At 40.4% G+C, this 15,002-nt stretch carries 9 protein-coding genes; 5 read left to right on the top strand and 4 right to left on the bottom strand.

The features are described 5' to 3' along the window. Window positions 1–47: 47 nt before the first annotated feature. A complete protein-coding gene (locus H6G77_RS00430) occupies window positions 48–2,966 on the bottom strand; it encodes a zinc-dependent metalloprotease (protein ID WP_190870558.1) in 2,919 nt (972 codons plus the stop codon). Window positions 2,967–3,612: 646 nt separating this feature from the next. Next, the gene (locus tag H6G77_RS00425; RefSeq protein ID WP_190870729.1) at window positions 3,613–5,682 is read right to left on the bottom strand and encodes a cytochrome-c peroxidase; all 2,070 of its coding nucleotides are present in this window, start codon (window positions 5,680–5,682) and stop codon (window positions 3,613–3,615) included. 202 nt (window positions 5,683–5,884) lie between these two features. On the opposite strand from H6G77_RS00425, the gene H6G77_RS00420 reads away from it, so the two are divergent. Beyond that, complete coding sequence (locus tag H6G77_RS00420; protein WP_190870557.1) at window positions 5,885–6,811, top strand: DMT family transporter; 927 nt, start codon at window positions 5,885–5,887, stop codon at window positions 6,809–6,811. Between the two features lie 125 nt (window positions 6,812–6,936). Here H6G77_RS00420 and H6G77_RS00415 read toward each other — a convergent pair whose 3' ends face one another. Continuing rightward, on the bottom strand, window positions 6,937–7,299 hold the full coding sequence (locus tag H6G77_RS00415; protein ID WP_190672467.1) for a VOC family protein: 363 nt from the start codon (window positions 7,297–7,299) through the stop codon (window positions 6,937–6,939). 481 nt (window positions 7,300–7,780) lie between these two features. Between H6G77_RS00415 and H6G77_RS00410 the strand changes: the two genes are divergently transcribed. From H6G77_RS00410 to H6G77_RS00400, 3 genes are all read left to right on the top strand, one after another. Then, a complete protein-coding gene (locus H6G77_RS00410; RefSeq protein WP_190672464.1) occupies window positions 7,781–8,527 on the top strand; it encodes an FkbM family methyltransferase in 747 nt (248 codons plus the stop codon). A gap of 168 nt (window positions 8,528–8,695) precedes the next feature. Further along, window positions 8,696–10,216 (top strand): bifunctional phosphoribosylaminoimidazolecarboxamide formyltransferase/IMP cyclohydrolase, encoded by a 1,521-nt coding sequence (gene purH, locus H6G77_RS00405; protein ID WP_190870556.1) that lies wholly within the window; start codon window positions 8,696–8,698, stop codon window positions 10,214–10,216. 332 nt (window positions 10,217–10,548) lie between these two features. Beyond that, window positions 10,549–11,544 carry a DUF3445 domain-containing protein gene (locus H6G77_RS00400; protein ID WP_190870555.1) on the top strand — a complete coding sequence of 332 codons (996 nt, stop codon included), beginning with the start codon at window positions 10,549–10,551 and terminating at the stop codon, window positions 11,542–11,544. 497 nt (window positions 11,545–12,041) lie between these two features. On the opposite strand, the gene H6G77_RS00395 is transcribed toward H6G77_RS00400, so the two are convergent. Continuing rightward, complete coding sequence (locus H6G77_RS00395) at window positions 12,042–13,304, bottom strand: hypothetical protein (RefSeq protein WP_190870554.1); 1,263 nt, start codon at window positions 13,302–13,304, stop codon at window positions 12,042–12,044. Window positions 13,305–13,685: 381 nt separating this feature from the next. On the opposite strand from H6G77_RS00395, the gene H6G77_RS00390 reads away from it, so the two are divergent. After that, entirely contained in the window at window positions 13,686–14,993 is a 1,308-nt protein-coding gene (locus H6G77_RS00390) for an acetyl ornithine aminotransferase family protein (protein ID WP_190870553.1), read from the top strand. Window positions 14,994–15,002 lie beyond the last annotated feature (9 nt).

Below are 15,002 nucleotides of genomic sequence, written 5' to 3'. Positions count from 1 at the left end.
TGAGAAGTCGGGGATCTTGTTGTACGACGAGCCTGGATAAGCCCCAGCTAATTTCCTTGCAATGGTGCATTCAAGGCTTTGGTAATGCGATCGCGTGTTTCAAGAATATGAGCTTTGCTATATTCATCTTGGGAACTTACTTGAGCGAGTTTTTCATCTAATTGCTTGAGTTTGTACCAAGCTAAAGTCCGCGCATCTTCGGGGACATTATCTTTCCGCAACACCATACTAATTAAAATATCCAAGTATTCTCTCTGCAAACCTCGTCGCATACTGGAGATTTGCAAAGCTGGTTTTTTCGGTGTGATGACTTCTGTCCAAATTCCTGACTGGAGTGTGTCAAATAACTCAGGTAATGTCAGTGCTTGCCCTGATTGAGCTTTGAGTTCCAAATCCTTGAGACGGTAGAGGCGATCGCTTGAAAGTAAATCGCGCAAAACCGCGCTCTGCAAGAATAAAACCAACTCATGAATTGGATAATCTAACCGTCCGATGCGGGGATAACTGCCCCAGTGCCGCCACCGAGAAGGTGCTAATTTATTCAATAAATCTGGGGAAAATTTTAAGGCATCTTCGGCAAACACATACTTTTGCAGTGTTTTTAAAGCTTGCCGTTGTTCTTCTACGGGGACTGGTTGAAATGGTAAACGATTTTGTCCACTCAGTTTACTAGAGTCTACATCAGCACCTTTGATGCGGTAAAAAGATTGTCCGCCAATATATTTACTCACATAATAAATTTGTTGAAAATAATTGCCCAACACTGTACTAAAGCGTTCGCTGACATCGCTGTAGCTTTCCCCAGCCGTCGGATAACCCCGGTTGAGACGTTCCCACATCACCCGCGAATTGTCTAACTGCCATTGGGCATAAACCATCACATTGTTACTATTGTCCCAAGCATCGGCGGTGGGGTCGAGGTCATAAACATCTTCGTCTGTGGAATAACTCAACTCTGGTTGAGAGGATTGGTTGGCAATTTCCTGCAACAATGGTTTTTCGGCAATGGGATTACTCGCCCTAGTGGAGATATAACCATATTTAATTGCCCATTCATCATAAACCCCCACCGCACTGGGAAAATAATCGCCCTGCTTTGTGCCTTGGGGTGCAATATTCGGGGGAATGTAATCCATTACCGAAGATGTTAAACCTTTACGGTGGGTGACATCTTTATTGTTCATCTCCTGGGGTGGTAGCAGGGTACTACCGCGAAAGTTATGGCGCAAACCCAGTGTATGACCAACTTCGTGGGCAATAATTAACCGTAAATATTGATTGATATATTCTTTTTGTTGCTCTTGGCTGGGTGTACCATCTTTTAACAGTGTCATTGCCAAAGAACCAAAGGCAAATTGATTCGCAGCTTCCATGCCATAACACAAATCATATTCCCCAGCGAGTTTTGATAAATTGCGAAGTAAGCCATTTCCTGTGGGCTGGGAATTGTCGCCACCGCAAAGAAAGCGATTTTGCATCCAAGCTGATAAAGATGTGCGATTTTGATTTTGGTTCGGTTGGACAATTTTGCGATATTCACTTTTTAATGCCCGCACAAAACTCGCATCAACTAAAATATCTGCATCTAAAATTTCTCCGGTGAGGGGGTTAACGCGGGATGGCCCCATTGCAAAATAACCATCGACGGTGTTTATCCAGCGAATAGTGTTGTAGCGAATATCTGCCGGGTCCCAATTGGCGTTATCTGGCATTTGTTTGGCTTCAATGGCATCTTTAAATCCGGCTTTGAGGAAGGCTGTATTCCACATTAAGATGCCTTCTTTAATGGCCTCACGGTATTCTAAAGGAACTGCATTATCAATCCAGAAAACAATCGGTTTTTTGGGACGGGAAATCGCGGCTGTGGGGTCGGCTTTTTCTAAATTCCAGCGATTAATATAACGTACAAAGGGATCACCACTATCTTTAGTTAAATCTTGGTAAGCGGTGATGAAATAACCAACTCGTTCATCTGCTAAACGGGGGCGGTAATTATTATTAGGTAATTGTGAGAGGCTGTAGTGGACACGCAAGGTAAAGCCACGGTCATCAGCCAGGGAAGCGAAATTCAGCTTTTGATTATCTCGGCTGCTAGTCGCACCACTAGAAAAATTTAATACCGACTCAATTTCGATGTTGTTGGGAAAGGCTTTGGCATTACCGAAGTAAGATTGGTCTGTGGTGACGGTTATACCCAAACTGGCAGATAATCCCGCTAAGTCGGAAAGTAGCAAATCACTGAGGTCAACAAGGATAGTTTTGCGTTGGGGATGAATGCTTTTGATGGGTAGCATGTAGAGAGTCGAATCGCTAAACGAACGGGCAAGCGATCGCGCTTGGGGATCTCCTTCCCGCGTGCGAAAATTAACATTACGCACCACAAAGTGTAATTTTTCATCCACCCTCTGCCAATAAAACAAAAAATCTTGCAAAGGTATACCACTGTAAATACCACGTTCCCCAATTCCCGACTCAAGTGTGGCTGTGGCTAAGAAATTATTATTTAACTGTTCTGGTTTAATTTCCAGATAAATTTTATTCTTTTTGGCACTGCGATAGATGGTGAAAAGTCCCTCTTTTTTTTCTGCATCTTTAACTACTTCGTCAAAGGCTTCTAAATCATCCTTTGTTGCTGGTTTTGCTGGAGAAGTCGGCTTTTTTTCTGGCTGAATGCTGGGTTTCCCAACTTCTAAAAATGGCTGTTTGTCTGCTTGTTTAAGATTGTTAACTACCCAAGTAAATGGCTGACTTTCGACTTTTTTATCTTGATTAATCACCCAAACTTGTGGTGACGGTAGTTTTTTCCAGGTAGGATTTGTACTATTTTTGGTAGGCGTAACTTCTGCAATCTGGTTAACAGGTACGGCTTTTGTGTCTTTGTGACTACGCGGCGACTCGGCATTAGCAGTTGCTATCCCGAACAAGAATCCGTGCAGCAAAATTACATAAAAAGTTACTTTATTCATTTAGCTCCGCCCTGATAAGATTTACGAGTTAATTTTTAATTTTTACAAATGAAATTTTTGGCTGCCATCAGTAAAAGCAACCTAAAAAGACATACAGTTGTCTGAAATTTCCAGACAGACTTTTGGCTTCAGTTTTTTGGGATTATTATCTAGTTGTAGAGTATTGTTCCTAACAATTCCTTAGCAAATCAATAGTAAGTATGATTGTGTCATCAGCAAATTCAAGATACTGGTAGAAATTACACAATTTTGGCGAATAATTTTCAAAAATATAATTTTCCTGATAAATAATAATTTTTAAACCTAAAAATAAATTCTTACTGCCTGAAATTTAGCTTTAACTCAGTACTTTCGTCAATAAGCTATACATACTACTTTATACTTCTATCTTGGGACTCTGGAAATTAAACTCAATAATCAAAAATTAATCAATTTTTAAGATGTAGGTTGGTAAATATAGCAGGGGACAGGTGAGGGGTGACAGGTGACAGGGTTAAAGGCTTTAGTTTGATTATTTATCCATGTCCTAACCAATTTGGCTACTGCTATATTAAAAACGAATGAAAATTGTTGTGCTTTATCAAAAAAACCCCTGTAAAAAAACAGGGGTAACAGAAAGATAAACTGTTAACGTTACTTAGCTAATCTACTGATTTGCTAAGAAGTTAGGTGTACCATTGCCACCAAATTTACCAACAGCCGGAATTTCTAGGAAGCTATCTGTAGCTTTACCTGTACCATCGTTGGTGACAGCGATTGAATCACCCGGATGACCATTAGGAACGAACAATTGTGGGTGGTCGAAGGGAGCTTGATCATAGCGAACTCGCTCATCAGTCAGGGCTTGGAGAAATGCCACTAAATCGGCTTTTTCTGCGTCTGTGAGATTTAACTGAGCGAGGGCGCTTTGCCGACGAAAGTCTCCGCCACGATTGTAAAATTCCACAAGTTGTTGCAGAGTCAAGTAACCACCATTGTGGAAGTAAGGCGCGGTAAGTTCAATGTTGCGGAGTCCTGGTGTCTTAAAACTACCATCTGCAAGTATTAAATCACTGCTAGTCACAGTAATATTCGCTTCCGAACCCAACAATTGTGTAAAAGTCCCTAACAAAGATAATCGTGATTCTGAGAGTGGATTACCAAAGGGATCTTTACTACCAACACCAACATCTTCGAGTGTTGGTCTTACACCAATGTTGAAGAAACCATTGTCAAAGATAATTCGGGGAAAGTTGGGAATGGTTAGTATCCCAATACGTTGTTGCTCTACAGCACTAACGGAAGCCCTGGTAAGTTCTGCCCCATTATGACAAATAGTGCATTGAGCTTTACCTTCAAACAGGAGTTTTCCGCTTTGCTGCTGGGCGCTTAACGCACTGGTATTTCCTTCTAAAAAGCGGTCAAGTGGTGTATCGTCAGCAATGAGTGTAGATTCGTACAGTTGGATCGCCAGTCCAAAAAACAATGGGAAGTTGTACTCCATGAGTGTGTACTCATTAGTTTGTAAGGAACGGTCTGGCTTATTGACAAAAGTTCGGCTACCGTCAGAATTGACTTGGATCATCCGATTAGATGCCCACCATTCAGGTTTAAATGCTTGAGCAATTAGTTGTTGATAGCTAAAAGCTTGCAGTCCAGTTCGGGGTGAGCGACTATCTTGGCCTAAGACACTATCTTGGGGATGGACTATCTGTTTACCTAACGGTCTTAAGGGAAGCAACTTTTTCCCTAATTTTCTGGGTAGTTTCTTACCTCTACGAAAACGGTGAGTTTTTTGATTAACTGACCCAAACTTATCACCAATTTCTTCAAAGGTGCGGCCATTAGCTGACATTTCAAAAGAACTGATTGGTGGGCCGACGGCTTGGGAAGCTAAAGAGGCATGGTTAAGGCTAACTTTCACAAATTCTAGATGACTGGGAGTAGTGGCTTTCACTACATAAGCGTTGGGGTCTCTCAAGCCAAATTGGTTAACTCCGTTGAAAATTTCCTGCGCTCTACCGTCCCAGAAGTTGCGGAAGTTAAATACGGAATCAATTACAGTGGGTGTGTTACGCGGTTCAACGCGGCGCACATTTGTACCTCCGACGTTAAATATGGGATCTGGTACGAGGTTTACTTGATCTTGGGCATTACCAGGTATCACATCAACAAACTCACTATTGAAGACACCTTGAGAAGAAACGATATCATTCGTCTGGAACGGAAAATCTTCTGGCTGGAGTTGATAGTTGGGTGCGCCACCAACATCAAATACTGGATCTGGATTTTCTGTTTGATCGATGTTAAGTCGTAATAGTCCAGGCGCAATCTGATTTTTGGATCTATTGTCAGCACCTGCATGGAAGTGACAACTTGCACATGCAGTCACGCCATCACTACCTACTTGCATATCCCAAAACAGTGCTTTACCTAACTTGATGGCGGCGACTTTATTTTTCACAAAGTCTTTGAGGTTGTCAGGTTCTGGAACTTGGACTGTTTTGAGGGAAGCTAGGGGTCGTGCAACTTGTGCTGAGACGGTGTTTCCGGCGATAATGGCGAACATAGCGATCGCCGCAATGATCATCCCTTTATAAAACCTCGATCTCACTCGTGGAGATGGCAAAAGTTCAATTTTCTTTTTATTTTGCCATCTACTCTGAGAAGTAAGTAAGAAGTACAGAATTAAGCTGGTAATGAATATTACCGAAATGAGCAAAGGAATAATTTCCATGTTTTTTGTTGCCACAAAATATCCATATTTTCCACAAAAGCTACTAGCTTGATTTTAAATGTATAGGATTTTACTAACTTTTCCAAGCTAAAAATATTACAGAAAATTAATAGGATTTACTGCACTGATGTATAAAAATACTTCTGCTGGTATGCCACCACTTAATCTGCATGAACAGGTGAAGATTTGATACCATAACTGCATGTCATTACATCAAAACTCTGGTCGCTGGCGTTTAGGGCTGGCATTATCTCTACTTACTGTTTTTCTCTGGGGAATTTTACCAATTGCCCTGGCGGTGACACTGCAAGCACTGGATGTCTATACGGTGATTTGGTTCCGGTTTTTAGTGTCGTTTATACTACTCGGTGCATATTTGGGAATGCGTGGCGAGTTACCAAAATTACGTCAATGGCGTTCTCAGACTTGGAAGTTATTAGCGATCGCTACAATTATGTTAGGGGCTAATTACTTCTTTTTTATGCAGGGTTTGGCACTGACATCCCCAGCCAACGCCGAAGTATTAATTCAATTAGCGACTTTGTTATTAGGCTTTGGTGGGTTAGTGATTTTTCACGAACGTTATACACTCAGCCAATGGCTTGGAGTTGGGGTATTAATTTGTGGTTATCTAATATTTTTCCGCGACCAAATCACGAATTTAATTACTGCACACAGTACATATATTTTTGGTAGTGGTTTGGTAATTGTAGGTGCAGCAGTTTGGGCTATTTATGCCTTAGCACAAAAGCAGTTATTACAATCATTATCTTCACCCAATATCATGATGATGATTTATGGCGGTGCGGCTTTATTATTTACACCTTTGGCAAAACAAGAAACTATTTTAAAATTAAATAATTTACAGTTGGGAATGTTAATTTTTTGTGCTTTAAATACTTTAATTGCTTATGGTGCCTTTGCCGAATCATTAGAACATTGGGAAGCATCCCGCGTTAGTGCTGTCTTGACTTTAGCGCCAATAGTGACTTTAATTGCTGTTGAGTTAGTAGTAATATTCACACCTGGTTTAATTCCCGCAGAAAATATCACCATGACAGGTATGATTGGTGCAGTGTTGGTAGTCGCTGGTTCAATGGCGATCGCTTTAGGGAAAAAAGCTCAGTAGGTCATACAAATTCTATAAAAATCTGCATATAAACCCCTCAGCTTTCCAGTCTATAACTATAAAAATAAAGCCTGCTTGTGCAGGCTAAATATATGCTTCTTTATTAATTTTTCCTCCGGCTTTCTTCAATCACGAGTCAATAGTTCTAGGTTATGTCCATTTGGGTCGTAGAAATAAAAACCGCGTCCACCTTGGCGATGATTAATTTCGCCTTTGTGTTGGTGCATAGGGTCACTACTATACTCCAAATTAGCTTGTTGGACTCTAGCAAAGATAGTGTCAAATTCCTCATCACTAACGTGAAAAGCATAATGATGAGATTCAAAAGAGTTTCTGTCATCAAAATCGAGTGTTAGTGTGTCATTAACTCGCACCGCCGCAAAATGACCAGTAGGTTCAACTTTTAAACCAAAAATATCAGCAAAGAACTGGGCAGATGCTTGTTTATCATGAGCAGGAACTATAGTGTGATTCAAAGAGATAGTCATAATCTTTTACCTCTGGTGTTGTTTCTAGGTTTATTTCTAGAATGACTGATGAAACTTGATTCTGACTACCTTCTTTCGGTAGTATTTATGTAGTTTAATGACTTTTCAAGAAACACAGGGATGCCAGGGTTTTGATCCATATCAACTTAACCCATAACTCAAGTTTCTTGCTCATAGCAATCTGAGAATGACTAAATATACCCAAAGTGTTTAAGTTCACTTGAGTTAATCAGTTGTAGTAAGTACTGTGCTTAAAACGCATTTTTACATTTTTATATAATTATAGATATCTGTTATGTGGTATAAAGTGTAACAGCATTATAATTAACCAGACGATGATGAACCAAAAAAGCTTTGTTAAGAAGGATAAATTAAAGATTTCCGGACTTACGCAAAATCATGAAAAACGAACCGCAAAGTTAAGAAGATTAGAGAGGGTTCTTGCGTAAGTCCTATATTTACTAAATAGTTTCCAGAAATTATGCAGAAATTAAATTTACCAAATAATTTAGAAATTTACTATCTTGGTAAGGAGGAAACAGAATATATATATCAAGAAATATTTATTCAACAGCAATATTTACAGCATGGAATTACTATTAATGATGGTGACTGCATTTTTGATATTGGTGCCAATATAGGATTATTTTCTATATTTTTGAGTAAATTGCATAAATCATTAAAGATATTCGCCTTTGAACCTATTCGTCCAATATTTGAAGTTTTACGGGCAAATGTCAATTTACATTCTCTGGAAAATATATCTCTACAAAATTATGGATTAGGTTCAGAAAATATTTCAGAAACAGCTTTTACTTTTTATCCCAATATGTCTAGTAATTCGACAACTAGACCTTGGGAAAAATTAGAGCAAAGAGAATTCATGAATCTGGCTTTGAATCAAGATATAGTAGAATATCTTTTTACAAGCCAAGAAGTTACAGGTGAGATCAAAACATTATCTTCTGTAATCAATTCATTAGCCATTGAATCTATAGATTTATTAAAAATTGATGTGGAAGGTGACGAATATGAGGTTTTGCAAGGCATCAATCAAGATGATTGGACTAAAATTAAACAAATAGTGCTGGAGGTTCATGACGTAGAAGACAGAATATCTCAAATTAAAACTCTTCTAGAAAGTCAAAATTTTCAGATTATTGTTGAACATAATAATTTAATTCCGTCTACACTCAAGATATTTAATTTATATGCTGTCAAAAAATAAGTTAGAGCATTTCTTACTCTAGTGAGTACCATAAAGCAGGGAATCTCCGCAACGTACTGCTTTCCTTACTCCCTCAACGTTGATTTTTCGGATCACTGCGCCAGTACTATTGAAGTGAACCAAGGGTTATGCAAAAATTGGGGTCTTTCGCATCTGAGGAATTGAGACATGGCGCGTCTAGCACTGCTGAGTGTATCTAACAAAACTGGTTTGATTGACCTAGCCCGTAGTTTGGTAGAAGAATTTGCATTTGATATTATCAGCAGTGGGGGAACAGCTAAAGCCCTCAAGGATGCGGGAATACCAGTAACTAAGGTTTCTGATTACACTGGTTCGCCGGAAATTTTGGGTGGACGGGTAAAGACGTTACATCCGCGCATTCATGGCGGAATTTTGGCAAGGCGGGATGAACCCCAAGATATTACAGATTTAGAAAATAACCAAATTCGCCCAATTGATTTGGTGGTGGTAAATCTTTATCCCTTTGAGGAGACTATTGCTAAACCAGGGGTGACATTAGCGGAAGCTGTGGAACAAATTGATATTGGTGGCCCGGCGATGTTGCGGGCTTCATCTAAGAATTTTGCTCATTTGACGGTATTATGTGATCCGGCGCAGTATGATGAATATCTGCAAGAGTTACGGCAAAATAACGGGGAAGCTTCCTTAGAATTTCGCCAAAAAGCAGCCTTAAAAGGATTTTTACATACAGCGAGTTATGATCAGGCGATCGCATCTTATCTTGCAGGTACACCACAGCACACCCTCAGTGGTACAGAATTACAATCTCTGCGTTACGGCGAGAACCCCCATCAAAGTGCGGCTTGGTATCAAACTGGAACTACACCCACAGGATGGGCAGCAGCCAAGAAACTCCAAGGCAAGGAACTCAGTTACAATAACTTAGTTGATTTAGAAGCAGCGCGGCGAATTATTGCCGAGTTTTCCGACACACCAGCTGCAACCATTATTAAACATACCAATCCTTGCGGTACGGCTTTGGGCGATACTATTGTTGAAGCTTATCAAAAAGCTTTTAATGCTGATTCGACTTCCGCCTTTGGGGGAATTGTGGCTTTAAACCGTCCCATTGATGCAGCAACAGCCAGCGAATTAACTAAAACATTTTTAGAATGTGTGGTTGCGCCTGACTGTGACGCAGAAGCACAAAAAATTCTCTCCAAAAAAACCAATGTGCGGGTTTTGACATTAGCAGATTTGAGTAGTGGCCCGAAAACTTTAGTTAAACAAATTGCGGGCGGTTTCTTAGTACAAGCAGCTGATGATATTGTGGCTGACACAAGTAAATGGCAAGTGGTGACGGAACTGCAACCCACCGCCGACCAGTTAGGCGAATTGCTGTTTGCATGGAAAGTCTGCAAGCATGTTAAATCTAATGCCATTGTACTCACAAGCGATCGCACTACTCTTGGTGTTGGTGCAGGGCAAATGAACCGCGTTGGTTCTGCTAAAATCGCCCTCGAACAAGCCGGTGATAAAGCTAAAGGCGCAATTCTCGCCAGTGACGGATTTTTCCCCTTTGATGATACTATCAGAGCCGCCGCCGCAGCAGGCATTACTGCCATTGTTCAACCAGGAGGTAGTTTGCGCGACCAAGATTCCATCAAAGCCGCTAATGAACTGGGTTTAGTAATGGTTTTGACAGGAGTACGGCACTTTTTACATTAATTGGGACTGACGCATAAAAACAAAAAATCAAGGGTTGGGGAGAAGGTGAAGGGGTGTATGTATCTAAAAACCTTACACCCCCACACCCAAACACAACTAAAAATCTTGGGTGCTAATTCAATCTCGATAGTGCAGTTATAAAAGTGTCACTCATAACACTTGCCCTTATTTAAGGGTAGTGTTATTCTCTAGTTGTGTGAGGAGCAAGTTGAAATTAAAGAGCGTCTGGGGTGGAAACACGGCAACACTCCCAGACGCTTTTTAGTATTTACCCTGATTTTATGTAACCATCAAGAATAAATAGCACTTTTTGAAATAAGTGGCTTGTGGAAATGCAGAAAGTCGTAGCTGTAAATAGTCCGGCTTGCTACTTCCCCCTAATGAATGGACGCTATGAAGTCAAGCCAGGAATGATGTTGCTTGGTTCCTGTTTTGGTAATGGTCAAGCTGATAAGCAAGTATTTCAAATTGATAATAATTTTACTGATTACCGCCAGGCTAAACTGTTAGCCCGTGGAGAACGGTTGAGTAAATATTACCAGACTCATAATTATTCTAAGGCTGTGGCAGGTGCGATCGCTCGTTTAATAATTGACCGCCTCACCCAAGAACATCCCCAATACTTTAGCTACGAACAATTAACCGCCAATACCTGGAAATTTTATAGCCAACTCACCCAAGAAATACTTTATTTAGATGCAGACTGGCAGTTACAAAAAGTTGAAGGTAGTTCACAGGTTCCAGCTTACGCTTCTAGCCTGGATGCTTTAGCCGCCCAAGTACAAGAAGATTTTACAGTTATTTGCTGTGGTCATGATGGTGGTAATTGGCTGAGTGCAGTTCACTTGTGTTACCCCAACCATTGGTCAGCAGAAGAAAAAATTGGTCAAGATTTTGCCACCATACATTTACCTGTGGCGGGGATGGAAAAAATTAATCGCCGTGCAGATGCGATCGTGCATACTATGATTAACCGTCAACCAATGGTGCGCTTTGCTTGGGGTTTGAGTACCGATATGCGCCTAAATCATCATCCTGAACCACCACCTAGTGTATTAGTTAATCAGTGGCAAGGTAGAAACTTTGATCCTCAGCATCCCAGGCTGTATTTGCGAATTGAACGACAAGTTATTTGGGGACTACCACAGTATCAAACAGCATTATTTACTATTCGTACTTATTTTAGAGATTGCACTGTGCTGAAACAAGATTTGCCGTTACGGGGTAAGTTATGTGCTGCAATTGAATCTATGTCATCAGACTCACTTGTTTACAAAGATTTAGTAGATAGTAAGGCTAGTATTTTACGTTGGCTCAATCAAGATTGAATCAAGTAGTGATATCAATTAGAACTCGTGCATAAATATTTTTTGATATAATACAGGGTTGTATATTTCTCTCCCAGAGTAAAAACAATTGAGATAGTTAATTGATTCAGCAATTAGGTGTAGGTTGGGTGGAGGAACAGAACCCAACATTCACGCATACTTTGTTGGGTGACGCTATCGCTACACTCAACCTACTATAGGACTCATATTTGATTTATGAAAAAAATCAGTACACCCAGGTCAGGCTTTTTTCCTACTCCCTACTCCCCATTCCCTACTCCCTGCCTATCGCGCTTGCGCTGCGCTTCTCTGCGAGACGCTTTGCGAACGCGCACCACACAACTAGATTCAGAAATCAAATCGGATTCCTATATTCTCTTAACTAGGCAGAATTAATTACACAGTGTCGTTTTTCTGTTCCCTGTTACCTATCTCCACCGTTGAATTTAATTTTGTCCAACTATTTACAACGTCTCGAAAACAACCGATTAATTGCATCATTTTTTAACTAAAAAATAGGCTGTAACATACTCAGGTAATTGGCGGATATACTGGTTAAATTCTTGGCGATTTTGAAAAATTCCTGCTAAAAAATCGAGTTGGTAAAGATTAGGTAAAAAGGCTCCACCTGTATCAGCAATTACTCCCATTCTCAGATTTTTACGCCCACCTTGGTTATGTTCTATGACTACTATTTTACCTAAGCCGACATTGAGGACATCACCAGCAAAAGTCACTCCTGGTTTAATTGAAATTTTGGCATCTATTTTGTGACCATAACCTTTAATGGCATCGACTTTTTTAAAATACCAATAACGCTTTTGGGCTGTTCCTTTTAAACCCCGGACGTAAGACATCCCATTATTTCTATCGACATTAAAAAATGCTTGGGAACCATCGGTGAATTTAATCAAGATAGTACCTTGCAACAAAGCTTCTTCTAAGCCGTCACGGGTGAGATAAGCTAATGGTTGAACTTTGCCAAATTCTTTACCACCAGGTTCATAAATTCCGGATAGAACATCTTGTTTGGTGTAGCGTGTATAGAATTTATCTGTAATTGCGTTATCTTTTAAACTATAAATTGCTGTATTAAATTTCGGTGTTTTAGTCCGCGAACCTGTATGGGTAAATACTGCATACTTAGTGATGCGTAGCTGTTTTTGACGAGTATTTTGCTTGTTATAAGCATTCCACCTAATCACCCGAAAATTTTGATTGATAAAATTCGGGTCTTGGAGACGTGTCGGGCGATTATTAGCAATGTCTTCTTTTAAGACAATAATCATGAAATCTAATGTTTTGAGAACATCTTCGACACTGACTCCTTGAGTTCCTAATACACCCTTACGTTGAATATCTGGGTCATCTTTGGCGTGGTCTTTGAAATATTGTCGGGTATTAACCAGGGTACTTAATAAATCTGTTTGGTTAAAATTAACTTTGCTGGTTGGTAATTTAGTTGTCGATAAAATTTGATTACCATTAATACTAAATTTATAATTCTTCCACTCGTCAATTACAGGATAGCCTATAGATACACCAGCCGCGTATTTTTCAGGCGCATTCAGACTCAGTGTTTGCATTGCAGCCAAGGAAATTTGTGGTTGAGATGAGTCAGAATTATCTTGACTGTTTTCTGATGATGGGAGTTGTAGGTTTTTTAACTGAGCAGGAAAATAGCTATGAGCAAAAGTAGCAGTTAATAATGATGCAATACCCAAAGATAGGCTGATTGTGTGACGCAAAAAGTTACTCATAGGCTCGAAAAAATTGCTATTAATCAATAATAATTACACTTGCTTAATATCTGGGCGATATTAATTTGACAATCCAGTAACCGTGATTACAATAGTGGCATTATAACTAAGTTCATCTTGCTAGAATCAAGCTCATAAAATTCAGTACTTCCCATCATCAGCTAATAATAGATACTCAGTAAGAAAAGAGCCATGAAACTCTGGCGCTAAATTGTGTGTGTGGAGGATTCATGAAAAATTTACGTTATTTATCCAAAAGAAAATAACTCATATTACCGTTTCTCTGTCAATACGTAACATTTGTACAAATAGCAGCAAATGATACTGTCAAAAATCTTACATGACAGTTTAATCATCAATAATCTAAAAAAAATCTAAAAAATGTTAAGTATCTCTATTAATCAACCTTTACCCACTGTGCCGCGTTTGGTGACAGCTTTACCAGGAACTCGTGCTAAAGCAATTGTAGAACGCGATCGCGCCGTAACTTCCCCATCTTATACCCGCGACTATCCCTTAGTGGTGGCTCGCGGTCAAGGCTGTATGGTAGAAGACGTGGACGGCAATGTATTTTTAGATATGACGGCTGGTATTGCTGTTACTGCTACCGGACACGCCCACCCAGAAGTTGTGCAAGCTATTCAAGAACAGTCGGCTTGTTTGCTGCACATGTCAGGGACGGATTTTTATTACGAACCAATGGTGGAATTGGCGGAAAAATTAGCTTTTCGCGCCCCCTTCCCAGAAGGTGCAAAGGTATTTTTTACCAATTCTGGGGCGGAGTCAAATGAAGGCGCAATTAAACTAGCTCGATATTACACCAAGCGATCGCTCATCGTTGCCTTTTTGGGTGCATTTCATGGACGTACCTACGGCGCAATGTCTTTGACTGGTTCTAAAACAGTGCAACGGGCTAACTTTGGGGCGTTAGTTCCGGGAGTCACTCACATTCCTTACGGCACACACGCCAGTTTAGATTATTTAGAAACCCAGTTATTTAATACCATGTTGCCGCCCCAGGAAGTTGCAGCGATTTTTGTTGAGCCAATTCAAGGCGAAGGCGGTTATATTGTCCCTGAAGATGGATTTTTGCAAAGAATCCGAGATATCTGCGATCGCTACGGCATATTAATGGTAGTAGATGAAGTGCAATCAGGGATGGGGCGTACAGGCCGCTTGTTTGCTATTGAACATTGGGGTGTAATGCCCGATATTATCACCACCGCTAAAGGTCTTGCCAGTGGTTTACCCCTCGGCGCAATTCTCGCTAGACCAGAATTAATGACATGGCCGCCTGGTTCCCACGCTACCACATTCGGCGGCAACCCTGTAGCTTGTGCGGCGGCTTTAGCAACATTGAGACTGTTAGAAAGTGGCTTAATCAGCAACGCTACCCAAATGGGAGAACTATTACAAGCTGGCTTAACCCAGTTACATCAAAGATTTTCCAAAATGTCCTTACCCAGAGGCAAAGGTTTGATGGTAGCAGTGGATTTAGTCGATGCAGCTGGTAACTATGATAGTAAACTACGCGATCGCATCATCCAAGAAGCCTTTTTACGCGGTTTATTATTACTTGGTTGTGGTAAAGCCGCCATTCGTTTTTGTCCACCCTTAATTATTGACAGCCACCAAATCCAAACCGCTCTCGATATTCTCTCAGATATTCTTAAGAGTGCTGAGTGCTGAGTGCTGAGT

The sequence above is a fragment of the Aulosira sp. FACHB-615 genome, assembly GCF_014698045.1.
GTDB lineage: Bacteria > Cyanobacteriota > Cyanobacteriia > Cyanobacteriales > Nostocaceae > Nostoc_B.
This window is presented reverse-complemented; position numbering and strand designations above follow the sequence as displayed.

Bases quoted from the DNA above. Each gene is read 5' to 3' on its own strand.
- H6G77_RS00415 (WP_190672467.1), bottom strand. From the start codon at position 7,299: ATGACTATCTCTTTGAATCACACTATAGTTCCTGCTCATGATAAACAA.
- H6G77_RS00395 (WP_190870554.1), bottom strand. From the start codon at position 13,304: ATGAGTAACTTTTTGCGTCACACAATCAGCCTATCTTTGGGTATTGCA.
- purH (WP_190870556.1), top strand. From the start codon at position 8,696: ATGGCGCGTCTAGCACTGCTGAGTGTATCTAACAAAACTGGTTTGATT.
- H6G77_RS00420 (WP_190870557.1), top strand. From the start codon at position 5,885: ATGTCATTACATCAAAACTCTGGTCGCTGGCGTTTAGGGCTGGCATTA.
- H6G77_RS00390 (WP_190870553.1), top strand. From the start codon at position 13,686: ATGTTAAGTATCTCTATTAATCAACCTTTACCCACTGTGCCGCGTTTG.
- H6G77_RS00425 (WP_190870729.1), bottom strand. From the start codon at position 5,682: ATGGAAATTATTCCTTTGCTCATTTCGGTAATATTCATTACCAGCTTA.
- H6G77_RS00410 (WP_190672464.1), top strand. From the start codon at position 7,781: ATGCAGAAATTAAATTTACCAAATAATTTAGAAATTTACTATCTTGGT.
- H6G77_RS00430 (WP_190870558.1), bottom strand. From the start codon at position 2,966: ATGAATAAAGTAACTTTTTATGTAATTTTGCTGCACGGATTCTTGTTC.
- H6G77_RS00400 (WP_190870555.1), top strand. From the start codon at position 10,549: ATGCAGAAAGTCGTAGCTGTAAATAGTCCGGCTTGCTACTTCCCCCTA.